Origin of the sequence: Saccharopolyspora terrae, assembly GCF_004348435.1 — a bacterium.
In the GTDB taxonomy this organism is placed as follows: Bacteria; Actinomycetota; Actinomycetes; order Mycobacteriales; family Pseudonocardiaceae; genus Saccharopolyspora; species Saccharopolyspora endophytica.
This window is the reverse complement of sequence record NZ_SMKS01000029.1, coordinates 19,276-34,164: the sequence shown is the minus strand read 5'-3', so window position 1 is coordinate 34,164 and position 14,889 is coordinate 19,276. Positions and strand designations below refer to the sequence as shown.

The following is a 14,889-nucleotide window of genomic DNA, read 5'->3' as shown; positions in this document are numbered from 1 at the left end:
GGGAAGTTTTCGATCCAGACCGTACCTGGCCGACGGTGTCACGCACGTTCGTGCGCGATCGCACGACCGCGCACGAACACGCAGGTCAGCCGTTCGTGAACGCCGGATTCCGCACCGGAGAGCCCTGTCCGACCGGCGAGATCGGAAGCAGTTTTCGCCCGGTCGGGCCGACCTCGATGTCGGTGCCCATGGTCGGGCACACACCGCAGTCGAAGCACGGGGTCCACCGGCAGTCGTCCTGCTCGCGGGCCTCCAGGGCGTCCTGCCAGTCCGCCCAGAGCCACTCCTTGTCCAGACCGGAGTCCAGGTGGTCCCACGGCAGGACCTCGTTCTCGGTGCGCTCGCGGGTGGTGAACCAGGCCAGGTCCACGCCGACCTCGGCGAGCTCGGCCTCGGCGCAGTCCACCCAGCGCTCGTAGGAGAAGTGCTCGTTCCAGCCGTCGAACCGGCCGCCCTCGCGCCACACCCGCTCGATGACCCGGCCGAGCCTGCGGTCACCGCGCGAGAGGAGTCCTTCGATCAGCGAGGGCTTGCCGTCGTGGTAGCGCATGCCGATGTTGCGACCCAGCGAGCGGTCGGTGTTGATCGCCTCGCGGAGCTTGCGCAACCGGTCGTCGACGGTCTCCGGATCGGTCTGCGAGGCCCACTGGAACGGCGTGTGCGGCTTGGGCACGAACCCGCCGATGGAGATCGTGCACCGGATGTCCTTGCGCCCGGACGCCGCGCGTCCTGCGCGGATGACCTCCTTGGCCATCTCGGCGATCTGCAGGACGTCGGAGTCCTCCTCGGTGGGGAGACCGCACATGAAGTACAGCTTGACCTGCCGCCAGCCGTTGGCGAAGGCCGCCGAGACGGTGCGGATGAGGTCTTCCTCGGAGACCATCTTGTTGATCACCCGGCGGATCCGCTCGCTCCCGCCCTCCGGGGCGAAGGTGAGCCCGGAGCGGCGGCCGTTGCGGGACAGCTCGTTGGCCAGGTCGATGTTGAACGCGTCGACCCGCGTCGACGGCAGCGACAGACCGGTGTTGGTGCCCTCGTAGCGGTCAGCCAGGCCCTTGGTGACCTCGGCGATCTCGGAGTGGTCGGCCGAGGACAGCGACAGCAGGCCGACCTCCTCGAACCCGGTGTTCTCCAGGCCGCGCTGCACCATCTCGCCGATGCCCTCGATCGAGCGCTCGCGCACCGGACGGGTGATCATCCCGGCCTGGCAGAAGCGGCAGCCACGGGTGCAGCCGCGGAAGATCTCCACGCTCATCCGCTCGTGCACGCTCTCCGCGAGCGGGACCAGCGGCTGCTTCGGGTACGGCCAGTCGTCGAGCTCCATCGTGGTGCGCTTGAACACCCGGTAGGGCGCGCGCTCCTGGTTGGGCACGACCTCGGCGATCGCGCCGTCCTCGCCGTAGGAGACGTCGTAGAACTTCGGGATGTAGACGCCGCCGGACTCGGCCAGCCGCAGCAGCAGCTCGTCGCGGCCACCCGGGCGGCCCTCGCCCTTCCAGCGCCGGACCGCCTCGGTGATCTCCAGGACGGCTTCCTCGCCGTCACCCAGCACCGCCGCGTCGACGAAGTCGGCGATCGGCTCCGGGTTGAACGCGGCGTGACCACCGGCCAGCACGATCGGGTGGTCGTCGGTGCGGTCCACGGCGTGCAGCGGGATTCCGGCCAGGTCGAGCGCGCCGAGGAGGTTCGTGTAGCCGAGCTCGGTGGCGAAGCTGACGCCGAAGACGTCGAACTCGCCCACCGGGCGGTGCGCGTCCACGGTGAACTGCGGGATCTCGTGCTCGCGCATCAGCTCTTCGAGGTCCGGCCACACCGCGTAGGTGCGCTCGGCGAGCACGTCAGGCTGCTCGTTGAGAACCTCGTAGAGGATCTGAACACCCTGGTTGGGCAACCCGACCTCGTAGGCGTCGGGGTACATCAGGCACCACCGAACGGTGGCGTCCTCCCACGCCTTCACGGTCGAGTTGAGCTCGCCGCCCACGTACTGCACGGGCTTGGAAACCCGCGGCAGCAAGGGTTCCAACCTGTCGAAAACGGACTCCACAGCCACGCGACCAGGGTAGAGGTCCCTCGACCGAGCGCCGAGCGGGGGCGTTTCAGCCGAGCGAAGCCCGGCTGAAACCACCTCACAGCCATCTCAAGTCGCCGGTCGAAGCGGCTGCAAGCGGCGCAGCCGCGAGGCGTTGCGACCACCCTCGCAGCCGGCACCGCCGCGGGTTCTGACACGTCTTCTGGCGAGTACGCCGCGACGCCGTGTATTGGACATACATCAGTCGTGGCGCACGGAGTCCAGGAGACGTGTCAGGTTCCGCCACCCGCACCGCAACGCACAACGACCACCGATGATCAGAGCTCCGGGAACCAGAGCTTGAGCTCGCGGGCTGCGGATTCCGTGGAGTCCGAGCCGTGGACCAGGTTGTACTGCACCTCGAGGCCGAAGTCGCCGCGGATGGAACCCGGGGCGGCCTTGTCGACCGGGTCGGTGCCGCCGGCCAGCTGGCGGAACGCCGCGATGGCCTTCGGGCCCTCGACGCAGGCCGCCACGACCGGGCCACCGGTGATGAACTCGATCAGGCTCTCGAAGAACGGCTTGCCGTCGTGCTCGGCGTAGTGCTGCTCGGCGAGCTGGCGGTCGACGTTCTTGAGCTCCAGCGCGACCAGCTTCAGGCCCTTGCGCTCGATCCGGCTGATCACCTCGCCGACGAGGCCACGCTCGACGCCGTCGGGCTTGACCAGCACCAGAGTGCGCTCGCTCACGTTCTCTCTCCTCACATCACGGTTGCGCCAGGCGCGACATCCCAGCGCCCGATTTGACCGTCAGCGTATCGACGCAGGTGAACCCACCTCTCCCGGGGCCCGGAACGATCACACCTCCGGTCGTGGAAACACGATTTCAGTGGAAGTCAGGTCCCCAACTTCCACTGAAATCAGGTCCCCAACTTCCACTGAAATCGGGTAGCCGACTTCCACTGAAATCGGGTTTTCCACTGAGATCGGGGTGGATCGTCCTCAGCGCTGGGGGTCGAGGGTTTTGGTCCACAGCGCGGTGCCCCGCTGGTCGCGGATGTCGACGGTGAGCCGGCCGGTGTTGCCGTCGATGTTGACCTCGCCGAAGTGCTGGAAGCCCTCCATCGGGGACGCGCCCTGGCGGGTGGGGGCGCTGACGAAGGCGACCTCCGGGCCGAAGGTGGGGTCCATGTCGCTGGGACCGAAGGCACCCGCGTTGAGCGGTCCCGCGACGAACTCCCAGAACTCGTCGAAGCCGGTGAACGCCGCGCGCTCCGGCGAGTAGTTGATCGCCGCCGAGTAGTGCACGTCGGCGGTCAGCCAGACGACGTTGCGCACCTCGCGGCGGCTGATCTCCTGCAGCACCCGCGCCAGCTCGGACTCGCGGCCGTTCGGAGCTCCCGGCAGTCCGTTGGCAACGGCCTCGATCTTGTCGCCGTCGGGGACGATGATGCCGATCGGCATGTCCGAGGCGATGACCTTCCAGGTCGCGCGGGACTTCGTCAGCTCTCGGACCAGCCAGCGGGCCTGCTCCTCGCCGAGGATGCTCTCCGGCTCGGTCCCCGTGGAGTTCGCGTCGCGGTAGCTGCGCATGTCCAGCACGAACACGTCCAGCAGCGGGCCGTGCGAGACCTTCCGGTACACCCGGCCGTCGACGGCGTCCTGCCTGCGGATCGGCTGCCACTCGTGGAACGCCTGGAACGCGCGCTGCGCCAGCACATCCACGCGCTTCTCGGTGTAGGCGTCGTTGTCCAGGATCTCGCCCGGGTACCAGTTGTTGGTGACCTCGTGGTCGTCCCACTGGATCAGCTGCGGGACGTCGGCGGCGAACGCGCGCACGTTCTCGTCGAGCAGGTTGTAGGCGAACTGGCCGCGGTACTCGGCGAGGGTTTCGGCGACCTTCGACTTCTCCGGGGTGACGACGTTGCGCCAGACCCGGCCGTCGGGCAGCGTCACCGACTCCTTCACGGGCCCGTCGGCGTAAACCGTGTCACCGCTGTGCAGGAAGAAGTCGGGGCGGCGGTCGGCCATCGCGCGGTAGATCGTCATGCCGCCGATGTCGGGGTTGATGCCCCAGCCCTGGCCCACCACGTCACCCGACCACAGGAACCGCACGTCGCTGCGGTCCTGCGGCACCGTGCGGAAGGCGCCGGTCAGGCCCTCGCTGGCGACCCGGCCGTCGAGGTCCTCGGCGGTGACCCGGTAGTGCACCTCGCGGCCCGCCGGAATTCCGGTGAGCCGCAGCTCACCGGTGCCGTCGGTGTCGGGCGTCAGGTCCGGGCCGGGGATGCGCAGCGCGTCGCGGAAGTCCTCGCGCGCAGAGATCTCGACGAACATGCGGGACGGGCGGTCGGCCCGGGTCCACACCACGGCGCCGTCCGGGCGCGGGTCGCCGAGCTGCACGCCGTGGGTCAGCACGGGGCGGCCGGACCGCGCGAAAGCGGTGCCCGGGAGCAGCGCGCCGGCCGCGAGCAGACCGGCACCGGTGGCACCGCGGCGCAGCAGCTCGCGGCGAGTCAGGTTCTCGGGGGTCATGGTCCCGGTTCTAATCGAGCGAGGCCGCGCCACGATCACCACAGGTGAACGGGCAGGTGAAACTTCGGTGTTCAATCGCCGCACCGCGCGGACCCTGGTGCGAGACCGATCGGACCGCTAGCTTCACGGCCGAACCGACTGGCCTATGGAGACGAGGAGGTCCCGATGCGCGCCGCCGTGCACACCGCCGCCAACGAGCCGCTGCGGATCGAGCAGCTGGACGATCCGACGCCGAAGGCCGGTGAGGTCGCCATCGACGTGCGCTCCTGCGGCGCCTGCCACAGCGACCTGCACGTGATCAAGGGCGAGCTGCCGTTCCCCACGCCCGCCGTGCTGGGCCACGAGGTGGCCGGTGTGGTCTCCGAACTGGGTCCCGGCGTCAGCGGGCTGTCGGTGGGCGACCCGGTCGTGACCAGCTTCATCATGCCGTGCGGGCAGTGCGGTCAGTGCTCGCGCGGCAACGAGGAGATCTGCGAGCGGTTCTTCCGGTTCAACCGGGGCCAGGGCAAGCTCTACGACGACGACACCCGGCTGCACCGGCCCGGCGGCGAGCCCGTCTGGATGTACTCCCAGGGCGGGATGGCCGAGCGCTGCGTGACCCCGGTGACCTCGGTGTACCGGGTTCCGGACGGGGTCGATCTGTCGGACGTGGCCTCGGTCGGGTGCTCGACGATGACGGCCTACGGCGCGCTGCGGCACGCGGCGAACGTGCAGGTCGGCGACACCGTGGCGGTGGTCGCGGCGGGCGGGGTCGGCACGGCGCTGATCCAGCTGGCCTCGATCTTCGGCGCATCGACGATCATCGCGGTCGACATCAACGAGGACAAGCTCGAAGGCGCCCGGAAGCTGGGTGCCACGCACACGGTGAACTCGTCCGAAGTGGACGCTCCCGCGGTGATCCGCGAGCTGACCGGCGGGCGCGGCGTGGACGTCGCCTTCGAGGCGCTGGGCGCGGTCCCGACGTTCAACGTCGCCAGGGACTCGGTCGTCGAAGGCGGCCAGGTCGTGGTCGTCGGCATCGCCGCTCGGGGCACGACCGGCGAGTTCGACCTCGCCACGATCGCCCGGCGCAAGCTCCAGATCAAGGGCTCCTACGGCGCCAAACCCCGCCGGGACATGCCGGTCCTGCTCGACCTGGTGGCCCGGGGGCAGCTCCGCCCGCAGGACGCCATCAGCCGCCGCTACCCGTTCGAGGAGGTCCAGGAGGCCTTCGACGCCCTCAACCGCGGCGAGATCCTCGGCCGAGCGGTCGTCGACCTCACCTGAGCGGGGGAGGAAATTCGAATTTCGCGCGAAATTCGAGTCGGAACTTTCAGCCTCCAATTTCGCGCGAAATTCGAATGGCCCCAGGGTTTCCGCAGGTGAGGGCTAGTCGGTGCCCTCGGGGTGGCCGGGTGGGTGGCCGAGCTGGTCGTAGAGCTGGCCTTCGCGCATGCGCTTGGCGATGTCCTTGCGCAGGTGCAGGATGTAGGCCCAGATCAGGGCGAAGATCGCGCCCATGATGCCGATCGACGGGTGGATGAACGCGCAGAGGATCATCGCCGCCTGCAGGGCGAGGGCGAATCCCAGGCCCCACGGGCGGCGCTGCACGAAGGCCGCCACCAGCATCAGCACCGACAGCCCGATGACGATCACGAAGCCGGCGCTGGAGACCCCGCCGCCGAACTTCCACACCACCGGCAGCGCCAGCAGGAACGTGATGAACTCCAGCGCCAGCGTGGCCGCCATGATGCCGCGCAGGCCCTTCCACGGGTCGCGCACGCCCTCCGGCGGCTCCGGCAGGCCCTTCTCGGGCTGGGACTCATCGGCCACGACCGCTCCCGTCTCGCTCACGCGGGCTCCTTGCCGAACAGGGCGCGGGCCTCTCCCGCGGTCACCACGGACCCGGTGATCACCACACCGCCGCCGGACACCGACTCACCGGGATCGTCGGTCTCCTCGGCCAGCTGGATCGCCTGCTCGACCGCGTTGTCCAACCGGGGCTCGACCATGATCCGGTCCTGGCCGAAGATGTCCAGCGCGATCCCGGCCAGCTCGTCCGGGTCCAGCGAGCGCGGCGAGGAGTTGCGGGTCAGCACCAGCTCCTCCACCACCGGCTCCAATTCGGCCAGGATGCCGCGCGCGTCCTTGTCGCCCAGCACGCCCACCACCGCGACCAGCTTGCGGAAGGAGAACTCCGAGCTCAGCGCGTCGGCCAGGGCGCGGGTGCCGTGCGGGTTGTGGGCGGCGTCGACCAGCACCGTCGGTGCCGCGCGCACCCGCTCCAGCCTGCCGGGCACGATGACGGAGGCGAACGCCGAGCGGATCCGCTCCACGTCCAGCTGACGTTCCGCGCCCGCGCCGAAGAACGCCTCGACGGCCGCCAGCCCCAGTGCCGCGTTGCGGGCCTGGTGCTCGCCGTGCAGCGGCAGGAAGATCTCGTCGTAGACGCCGCCGAGGCCCTGGAGCTTCAGCAGCTGGCCGCCGACCGCGACGGTCCGCTCCAGCACGCCGAACTCCTGGCCTTCGCGCGCCACGGTCGCGTCCACCTCGGCGATCCGGTTCATGATCTCCTGCTGCGCCTCGGCGGGCTGGGATGCCAGAACCACGATGGACTCCGGCTTGATGATCCCAGCCTTCTCGCGGGCAATCCCGGCGAGGTCGGTGCCGAGGTACTCGGCGTGGTCCAGCGCGACGGGGCAGATCACCGCGACCTTGGCGTCGGCGACGTTGGTGGCGTCCCAGCTGCCCCCGAGCCCGACCTCGATGACCCCGGCGTCGACCGGGGCGTCGGCGAACGCGGCGAACGCCATGCCGGTGAGCACCTCGAACTTGCTCATCTTGACGTCGCTTTGGGAGTCCACGATGGACACGTACGGCGCCACGTCGCGGTACGCCTCGACGTAGCCAGCCGGGCTGATCGGAGCGCCGTCGACGCCGATGCGCTCGGTGGCCAGCTGCAGGTGCGGGCTGGTGTAGCGGCCGGTGCGCAGTTCGAGCCCGGTCAGCAGGGCGTCGACGATGCGCGTCGTGGACGACTTGCCGTTGGTGCCCGCGATGTGCACGACCGGATAGCTGCGCTGCGGCTCGGCGAGCAGATCGGTGAGCGCGCGGATGCGATCCAGCGACGGCTCGATCTTGGTCTCCGGCCAGCGTTCGTTGAGCTCGGCCTCCACCACGCGCAGCTCGTGCAACGCGGCGGGATCCATGCCGGTCAAGTGCCCACTCCCCTACCAACGACGAAAATGCCGAGGTTGAAGTCTACGTCTTCCCTGGTGGACGCCCACCCAGGCCCGCTGGACGCGAGAAGGGGCCCTCGCCAGGAGGGCCCCTTCCCGATGCGCGTCAGCCCTGCGGGAGGGCTTCCAGACGGGCCGTGATGCGGGCGATGTCGGCCTCCGCGGTCTCCCGACGAGCCTTGATCTTGTCCACCACCTCGGCCGGTGCCTTGGCGAGGAACGACTCGTTGCCGAGCTTCTTGTCGGCGCCGGTGAGCTCCTTCTCGGCGGCGGCGAGGTCCTTGGCCAGGCGCTTGCGCTCGGCCTCGACGTCGATCGCACCGGAGAGGTCCAGCTCGACGTCGACGTTGCCGCCGGCCAGGCCGACCTCGATGGAGGCCGAGGAGGTGAAGCCGTCCTCCGGCGCGGTGACCTTCGCCAGCGAGCGCACCGCGGGGACGTGCTCGGCCAGCCCCAGCTCGTCGACCCCGCTGAGCCGCGCCGCGACCTTCTGACCGGGCTTGAGGCCCTGGTCGGAGCGGAACCGGCGGATCTCGGTGATCAGCTTCTGGGTCGCCGCGATCCGGTCGGCCGCACCGCTGTCGGCCTCGGCGCCGGTGGCCTTCGGCCAGTCGGCGATCACCACGGACTCGCGGCCGGTCAGCGCCGTCCACAGGGTCTCGGTGAGGAACGGGATCGTCGGGTGCAGCAGCCGCAGCAGCGTGTCGAGCACCTGGCCCAGCACCTGCCGGGTCAGCTCGGCGCGCTCCTCGGTGCCGTCGAACTGGACCTTGGACAGCTCCAGGTACCAGTCGCAGAACTCGTCCCACGTGAAGTGGTAGAGCGCCTCGGTGGCCTTGGCGAACTGGAAGTCCTCCATCATGTCGTCCACGTAGGACACCAGCGCATCGGCGCGGTCGAGGATCCAGCGGTCGGCGTCGGTCAGCGACTCCCGCTGCAACGGCGACTCGGGCACGCGGGCGCCGTTCATCAGCGCGAACTTGGTGGCGTTGAACAGCTTCGTGCCGAAGCTGCGCGACGCCGAGACCCACTCCTCGCTGATCGGCGAGTCGGTGCCCGGGTTCGCGCCGCGCGCCAGGGTGAACCGCAGCGCGTCGGTGCCGTAGGTGTCCATCCACTCCAGCGGATCGACGGTGTTGCCCGCGGACTTCGACATCTTCTTGCCGTGCGCGTCGCGGACCATGCCGTGCAGCGCGATGGTCTTGAACGGGATGGCCTCGGCCGGGTCCCGGTCCTTCATCGCGTACAGGCCCATCATCATCATCCGGACGACCCAGAAGAAGAGGATGTCGTAGCCGGTGACCAGCACGGACGTCGGGTAGAACTTCTCCAGCTCCGGCGTCTGCTCCGGCCAGCCCATGGTCGAGAACGGCCAGAGGCCGGAGGAGAACCAGGTGTCGAGGACGTCCTCGTCCTGGTGCCAGCCGTCGCCCGACGGCGGTTCCTCGTCCGGTCCGACGCACACGACCTCGCCGTTGGGGCCGTACCAGATCGGGATCCGGTGGCCCCACCACAGCTGCCGGGAGATGGCCCAGTCGTGCAGGTTGTCGACCCAGTCGAAGTAGCGCTTGGCCATCTCCGGCGGGTGCACGGCGACGCGGCCGTCGCGGACGGCGTCACCCGCGGCCTGCGCCAGCGGGCCCACCTTGACGAACCACTGCAGGGACAGCCGGGGCTCGATCGGCTCCTTGGAGCGCGAGCTGTGCCCGACGCTGTGCACGTACGGGCGCTTCTCGGCGACGATGCGGTCCTGCTCGCGCAGCGCCTCGCGCACCGCGACCCGGGCCTCGAAGCGGTCCATGCCGTCGAAGCGGGTTCCGGTGTGGGCGATGCGGCCCTGCTCGTCCATGATCGTGAGCATCGGCAGGTCGTGCCGCTTGCCGATCTCGAAGTCGTTCGGGTCGTGCGCCGGGGTCACCTTGACCGCACCGGTGCCGAACTCCGGATCAACGTGCTCGTCCGGGACGATCGGGATCTTGCGGCCGGTCAGCGGCAGCTCGACCTCGGTGCCGACCATGTGCCGGTAGCGCTCGTCGTTCGGGTGCACCGCGATGGCGGTGTCGCCGAGCATCGTCTCGACTCGCGTGGTGGCCACCACGATCGCGGCGTCACCGTCGCCGTAGCGCATGGAGACGAGCTCGCCCTCGACCTCCTTGTGCTCCACCTCGATGTCGGAGATCGCGGTGCGCATCTCCGGCGACCAGTTGACCAGCCGCTCGGCGCGGTAGATCAGGCCGTCGTCGTAGAGGTTCTTGAAGATCGTCTGGACGGCGCGGGACAGGCCGTCGTCCATGGTGAAGCGCTCGCGGGACCAGTCGACGCTGTCGCCGAGGCGACGCATCTGCGACAGGATCGCCCCGCCGTGCTTCTCCTTCCAGCCCCAGACGCGCTCCAGGAACTTCTCGCGGCCGAGCTCGCGGTGGTCGATGCCCTCCTCGCGCAGCTGCTTCTCGACCAGCGCCTGCACCGCGATGCTGGCGTGGTCCATGCCCGGCAGCCACAGCGCCTCGTAGCCCTGCATCCGGCGACGTCGGGTCAGGATGTCCATCAGCGTGTGCTCGAAGGCGTGGCCGATGTGCAGGCTGCCGGTGACGTTCGGCGGCGGGATGACGATCGAGAACGGCGGCTTGTCGCTGTTCGGGTCGGCGGTGAAGTACTCGGCGGCTACCCAGCGCTCGTACAGCTCGGCCTCTACGTCGGCCGGATTCCAGGTCGACGGGAGTTCACGGGTTGCGGCTGCATGGGTCTGTGTCACACGTCGAATTCTACGAGGGCCCGAACGGCGGTTTCCCCGGGCATACCACCGGCCGCGACCAGCGGGCGTGTGACGCGCGGCACGCGCACGCGAGAGGGGCGCGACTCGTCGAGCCGCGCCCCTCTCGCGATGGCAACCAGGTCAGCCGGTGAAGAGCTTGGTGACCTTGGTGATGAGTTCGTAGAGGCCGTAGAGGAACGGGACGCCCACCCAGAGCCAGGCGATGACCAGGAGGACTTGGCGGTTCACGGTCGTCACTTGTCTCCTCCCTTCGCCGGTTCGTGGAACTTCGGGGCGACCGGGCGGATCAGCTCGTTGGCGATGAAGCCGACGACCAGCAGCCCGATCATGATGTAGAGCGAGACCGCGTACAGGTCAGGCCCCTTCGCGCCGCTCGCCTCCTGAGCGTCGGCGACGGCGTTGACGATCAGCGGTCCGAGCACACCGGCCACCGACCACGCGGTGAGCAGCCGGCCGTGGATCGCGCCGACCTGCAGGTTGCCGAAGAGGTCCTTCAAGTACGCGGGCGCGGTGGAGAAACCCCCGCCGTAGAACGACAGGATCAGGATCGCGCACAGCACGAACACCGGGACGCCGGTCGCGCCGAACAGCAGGATTCCCAGGTACAGCAGCGTTCCGCCGCCCAGGTAGAGCCGGTAGATGTTCTTGCGCCCCACCACGTCCGATGCGGACGACCACACGAACCGACCGGCCATGTTGGTCAGCGACAGCAGCGCCACGAAACCGGCCGCCGCTCCGGTGGCAACCGGGGTCGCGCTGTTGGAGAAGAAGCCCACGATCATCGGCGACGCCTTCTCCAGGATGCCGATGCCCGCGGTGACGTTGCAGCACAGGATGACCCACAGCAGCCAGAACTGCGGTGTGCGCAAGGCGTTGTTGGCCGTCACGTCGGCCGTGGTGATCATCGGCTTGACGACCTGCTTCGGCATCGACGCGGGACGCCAGCCCGGCGCGGGAACCCGCACCAGCAGGGAGCCCAGCGACATGAACACCGCGTAGACCACGCCGTGCACCAGGAACGTCTGCGCGATGCCGGAGCGGTCCTCGCCGAAGGTGTCCAGCATCTGCGTCGACCACGGCGAGGCGATCAGCGCACCGCCGCCGAAACCCATGATGGCGATGCCGGTCGCCATGCCCGGCCGGTCCGGGAACCACTTCATCAGCGTCGACACCGGCGAGATGTAGCCGATGCCCAGCCCGATGCCGCCCACGAAGCCGTAGCCGAGCACCACCAGCCAGTACTGGCCCAGCGCGACGCCCAGCGACGAGATCAGGAACCCGAGCGAGAAGCAGACCGCCGAGACGGTCATGGCCCAGCGCGGACCGCGCCTCTCCACCATCGTGCCGCCCACCGCGGCCGACAGCCCGAGCATGACGATGCCCAGCTGGAACGGCAGCGCGCTCAAGGTGCCCGACAGCCCCAGGGCGTCCTCCAACGGCGGCTTGAACACGCTCCACGCGTAGACCTGCCCGATCGACAGGTGCACCGCCAGCGCTGCCGGTGGGATCAGCCATCGGCTCCAATCCGGTGGAGCGACGATTCGACTGGGTGACAGCAGCCCTGAAACCATTGGGCCTCCCGGCCTCGCGACGTTGATCAGCGCGCCGAGCATACTGTTGGGAACGGCCAGAACGAGGCGTTCAATTTCAAACTGAAACAAAGTTCCGAGGAGGCGCAATGGGACGGGTCACGGTGCGGCGGCCGGTGCTCCGGATCGCCGAGAACGGCAATCGGACCAGGCCGGACACCCTCGCCGCCGAGGAACCGCTCGAAATCCGGGTCAACGGCAAGCCGTTGTCGGTGACGATGCGCACACCCGGCCACGACGTGGAGCTGGCGCACGGATTCCTCCTGACGGAAGGCGTCATCGCCGACCGCGACGACCTGGCCACCGCCCGTTACTGCGACAGTCCCGGACCCGACGGGCGCAACACCTACAACGTGCTCGACATCGCGCTCTCCCCCGGCGTCCCGATGCCGGACGCCTCCGTGGAGCGCAACTTCTACACCACCTCCTCGTGCGGGGTGTGCGGCAAGGCGGCGCTGGACGCGGTGAAGCTGCGGACCCACCACTCCCCCGCCACCGATCCGCTGAGCATCGCCCCCGACACCCTCATCGGACTGCCCGACGCGCTGCGCTCGGCCCAGCGCGTCTTCGACTCCACCGGCGGCCTGCACGCGGCGGGCCTGTTCGACGCGCGCGGCCAGCTGCTCGTGGTGCGCGAGGACGTCGGCAGGCACAACGCGGTCGACAAGGTGATGGGCTGGGCCTTGATGGAACGCCGCGTGCCGCTCACCGGCTGCGTGCTGATGGTCTCCGGCCGGGCGTCGTTCGAGCTGGTGCAGAAGGCCGCGATGGCCGGTGTGCCGATGCTCTCGGCTGTGTCGGCGCCGTCCTCGCTGGCCGTGGACCTGGCCGAGGAGCAGGGCATGACGCTCATCGGCTTCCTCCGCGGGTCCTCGATGAACGTCTACACGGGAGCGGAGCGCGTGGCGGTCACCGAATCCGCGTGACGGGCACGTGATGCGGTTGGGATGATGTCCGGAGGTGTTCGAGGAGGACTGGTTTGCCCAACCGACGATCGATCGGCGCCCCGCTGCCCCGGCGCACGCTGCTGACCTCGGGTGTCGCCGGTCTGGCGGCAGTCGGGCTCGGGCTGAGCACCGACAGCGCGGGCCATCCGGTCGAGCAGCGCGTGTCGCTGGCCAAGAACGTCTCCGTGGAGCGGCTCTACTCCCGGGCCCGCAAGGAGAACGTGGACGTGGTGGCGATCCGCCCCAGGGACGTTCCGGCCGAGGGACTTCCGGTGTGCCTGATGCTGCACGGGCGGTTCGGCGACGCGATGGACTCGGTCAGCGGTCTGCCGGTGTGGCTGTCGAACTCCGTCGCGGCCGGGAAGATTCCGCCGTTCATGCTGCTCGCGGTGGACGGCGGTCCGAACAACTACTGGCACCGCCGTCCCGGTGACGACGCGATGAGCATGCTGCTCGACGAGGTCCCGCAGTGGCTGAACGAGCGCGGGCTCAACGCCCCGGTCGCGGCCGCGGGCATCTCGATGGGCGGGTTCGGTGCGCTGGTGTACGCGCGGCGCCGCCGCGAGCTCGGCGACCCGCTGCAGGCGGCCGGTGTCATCGCCCCCGCGCTGCACACCAACTGGCGCGAGATGCGCAAGCGACGGGCGTTCACCAACGAGGCGGAGTGGACGGCGATCGACCCGCTGCGCCACATCGACAGCCTCGGTGACCTGCCGATCGGCGTCTGGTGCGGCAACGGCGACCGCTTCATCGAGGGCACCCGCCGCTTCATCCGGCTGGCCAGGCCCACCTACGCCTCGACGACCCCGGGCCGCCACAACAAGACCTACTTCCGCAAAGCCCTCCCAGAACTGGTCGACTTCATCGGCGACCACCTCCACCCCTAGGGAACTGCTGAGGATTTGTTTGCTTTGCGGTGCGGGTAGCAGAACCTGAGCGGTTTCGTGGACTCCGTGCGCCGCTCCTGATGTATGCCCAATACACGGCGTCCCGGCGTACTCGCCACGAAACCGCCCAGAACCTGCGGCGGTGCCGGCTGAGTCCCACACCTGAAACAGCGGCTCCGCCGCATTCTTGAACAGGCCGTAGCCCCAGCGGCGGCCTCCAACCACCGATGGCCCGAACGCTGCCGTAATCAGGGCTGAGTGCGGCGGGTCGGTGGGTGGGTGGGTCAGACGAGGCGGAGTTGCTCTTGGGAGCGGCCTGCTGTGTAGGCGTCGGTGTTGAAGCGGTCGTGGAGGGGTGCCGTGCCGTAGAGGGTCCAGCGCAGGATCGCGGGCCAGGGGCCGTAGCCGGCGTCGGTGTTGAGGTGCCCGCCGTCGAGGATGACGTCCATCTCGACCTGCAGGTCCTCGGCGAGGGCGTGGGCGCGGTGCATCGGCAGGTAGGCGTCCCCGGTCCCGACCACCAGGCGGGTCATGCCCGCCGCGCGGCGCAGCGACGTCGCATCAGCCGGGTACGGGGTGATGTCGCGGGAGTCCGGGTGGTCCCACTCGGTGTCCGGCGGGGCCACCAGCAGGACGCGGTCCGCGCTGCGGTGCTCGGGGCCCACGCCGGCGGCGTGGTGCAGCCACAGCGCCGCTCCGCACGAGTGCGCGGCCACCACCAGCTCCGCCTCCGGCGGCACCGCGGCGAGCTCCTCGCGCAGCGCGGGCAACCAACGCCGCAGGTCGGGGTGGTCGGGGTCCGGCAGCAGCGGTGCGTGGACCTCGACGTCGTGATCGCGGAGCTGCCCGGCCAGCCACTGCTGCCAGTGCCACGGGCCTGCACCGGTCATCCCGTGGACCAGCAGAACGTGCATCTCGCTCATCGCAGGC

The 14,889-nt window shown here is 69.5% G+C and carries 12 protein-coding genes; 3 read left to right on the top strand and 9 right to left on the bottom strand.

The window, feature by feature from the left end:
- Positions 1-85: 85 nt before the first annotated feature.
- The 3 genes from E1181_RS17385 to E1181_RS17375 all read right to left on the bottom strand — a co-directional run bounded on the left by E1181_RS17385 (position 86) and on the right by E1181_RS17375 (position 4,542).
- Entirely contained in the window at positions 86-2,050 is a 1,965-nt protein-coding gene (locus E1181_RS17385; protein WP_132676035.1) for a TIGR03960 family B12-binding radical SAM protein, read from the bottom strand.
- A gap of 296 nt (positions 2,051-2,346) precedes the next feature.
- Positions 2,347-2,757 carry a nucleoside-diphosphate kinase gene (gene ndk / locus E1181_RS17380; protein ID WP_132621025.1) on the bottom strand — a complete coding sequence of 137 codons (411 nt, stop codon included), beginning with the start codon at positions 2,755-2,757 and terminating at the stop codon, positions 2,347-2,349.
- A 252-nt stretch (positions 2,758-3,009) separates the two neighbouring features.
- Complete coding sequence (locus E1181_RS17375) at positions 3,010-4,542, bottom strand: alkaline phosphatase D family protein (RefSeq protein WP_132676033.1); 1,533 nt, start codon at positions 4,540-4,542, stop codon at positions 3,010-3,012.
- Positions 4,543-4,707: 165 nt separating this feature from the next.
- On the opposite strand from E1181_RS17375, the gene E1181_RS17370 reads away from it, so the two are divergent.
- Positions 4,708-5,808, top strand: a complete 1,101-nt coding sequence (locus tag E1181_RS17370) for a zinc-binding dehydrogenase (protein ID WP_132676031.1) — start codon at positions 4,708-4,710, stop codon at positions 5,806-5,808.
- A 102-nt stretch (positions 5,809-5,910) separates the two neighbouring features.
- Here E1181_RS17370 and E1181_RS17365 read toward each other — a convergent pair whose 3' ends face one another.
- The 5 genes from E1181_RS17365 to E1181_RS17350 form a co-directional block, all read right to left on the bottom strand.
- The gene (locus E1181_RS17365; RefSeq protein WP_235876843.1) at positions 5,911-6,375 is read right to left on the bottom strand and encodes a DUF4233 domain-containing protein; all 465 of its coding nucleotides are present in this window, start codon (positions 6,373-6,375) and stop codon (positions 5,911-5,913) included.
- Complete coding sequence (gene folC, locus E1181_RS17360) at positions 6,372-7,730, bottom strand: bifunctional tetrahydrofolate synthase/dihydrofolate synthase (RefSeq protein WP_132676103.1); 1,359 nt, start codon at positions 7,728-7,730, stop codon at positions 6,372-6,374. The genes E1181_RS17365 and folC overlap by 4 nt, the downstream gene beginning before the upstream one ends.
- A 136-nt stretch (positions 7,731-7,866) precedes the next feature.
- Positions 7,867-10,515, bottom strand: coding sequence for a valine--tRNA ligase (locus E1181_RS17355; RefSeq protein ID WP_132676029.1), 2,649 nt, complete (start codon positions 10,513-10,515; stop codon positions 7,867-7,869).
- 141 nt (positions 10,516-10,656) lie between these two features.
- Entirely contained in the window at positions 10,657-10,773 is a 117-nt protein-coding gene (locus E1181_RS33060) for an MFS transporter small subunit (protein WP_443706188.1), read from the bottom strand.
- The gene (locus E1181_RS17350) at positions 10,770-12,107 is read right to left on the bottom strand and encodes an L-lactate MFS transporter (protein ID WP_132676027.1); all 1,338 of its coding nucleotides are present in this window, start codon (positions 12,105-12,107) and stop codon (positions 10,770-10,772) included. Before E1181_RS17350 ends, E1181_RS33060 begins: the two co-directional genes overlap by 4 nt.
- Positions 12,108-12,214: 107 nt before the next feature.
- Between E1181_RS17350 and fdhD the strand changes: the two genes are divergently transcribed.
- Together fdhD and E1181_RS17340 are read left to right on the top strand one after the other, a co-directional pair.
- Complete coding sequence (fdhD, locus tag E1181_RS17345) at positions 12,215-13,051, top strand: formate dehydrogenase accessory sulfurtransferase FdhD (protein ID WP_132676025.1); 837 nt, start codon at positions 12,215-12,217, stop codon at positions 13,049-13,051.
- 53 nt (positions 13,052-13,104) lie between these two features.
- Positions 13,105-13,959: an alpha/beta hydrolase gene (locus E1181_RS17340; RefSeq protein WP_235876842.1), complete on the top strand. Its 855-nt coding sequence runs from the start codon at positions 13,105-13,107 to the stop codon at positions 13,957-13,959.
- A 284-nt stretch (positions 13,960-14,243) separates the two neighbouring features.
- Here the strand turns inward: E1181_RS17340 and E1181_RS17335 are convergent, their stop codons facing one another.
- Positions 14,244-14,882, bottom strand: coding sequence for an RBBP9/YdeN family alpha/beta hydrolase (locus E1181_RS17335; RefSeq protein WP_132676023.1), 639 nt, complete (start codon positions 14,880-14,882; stop codon positions 14,244-14,246).
- Positions 14,883-14,889 lie beyond the last annotated feature (7 nt).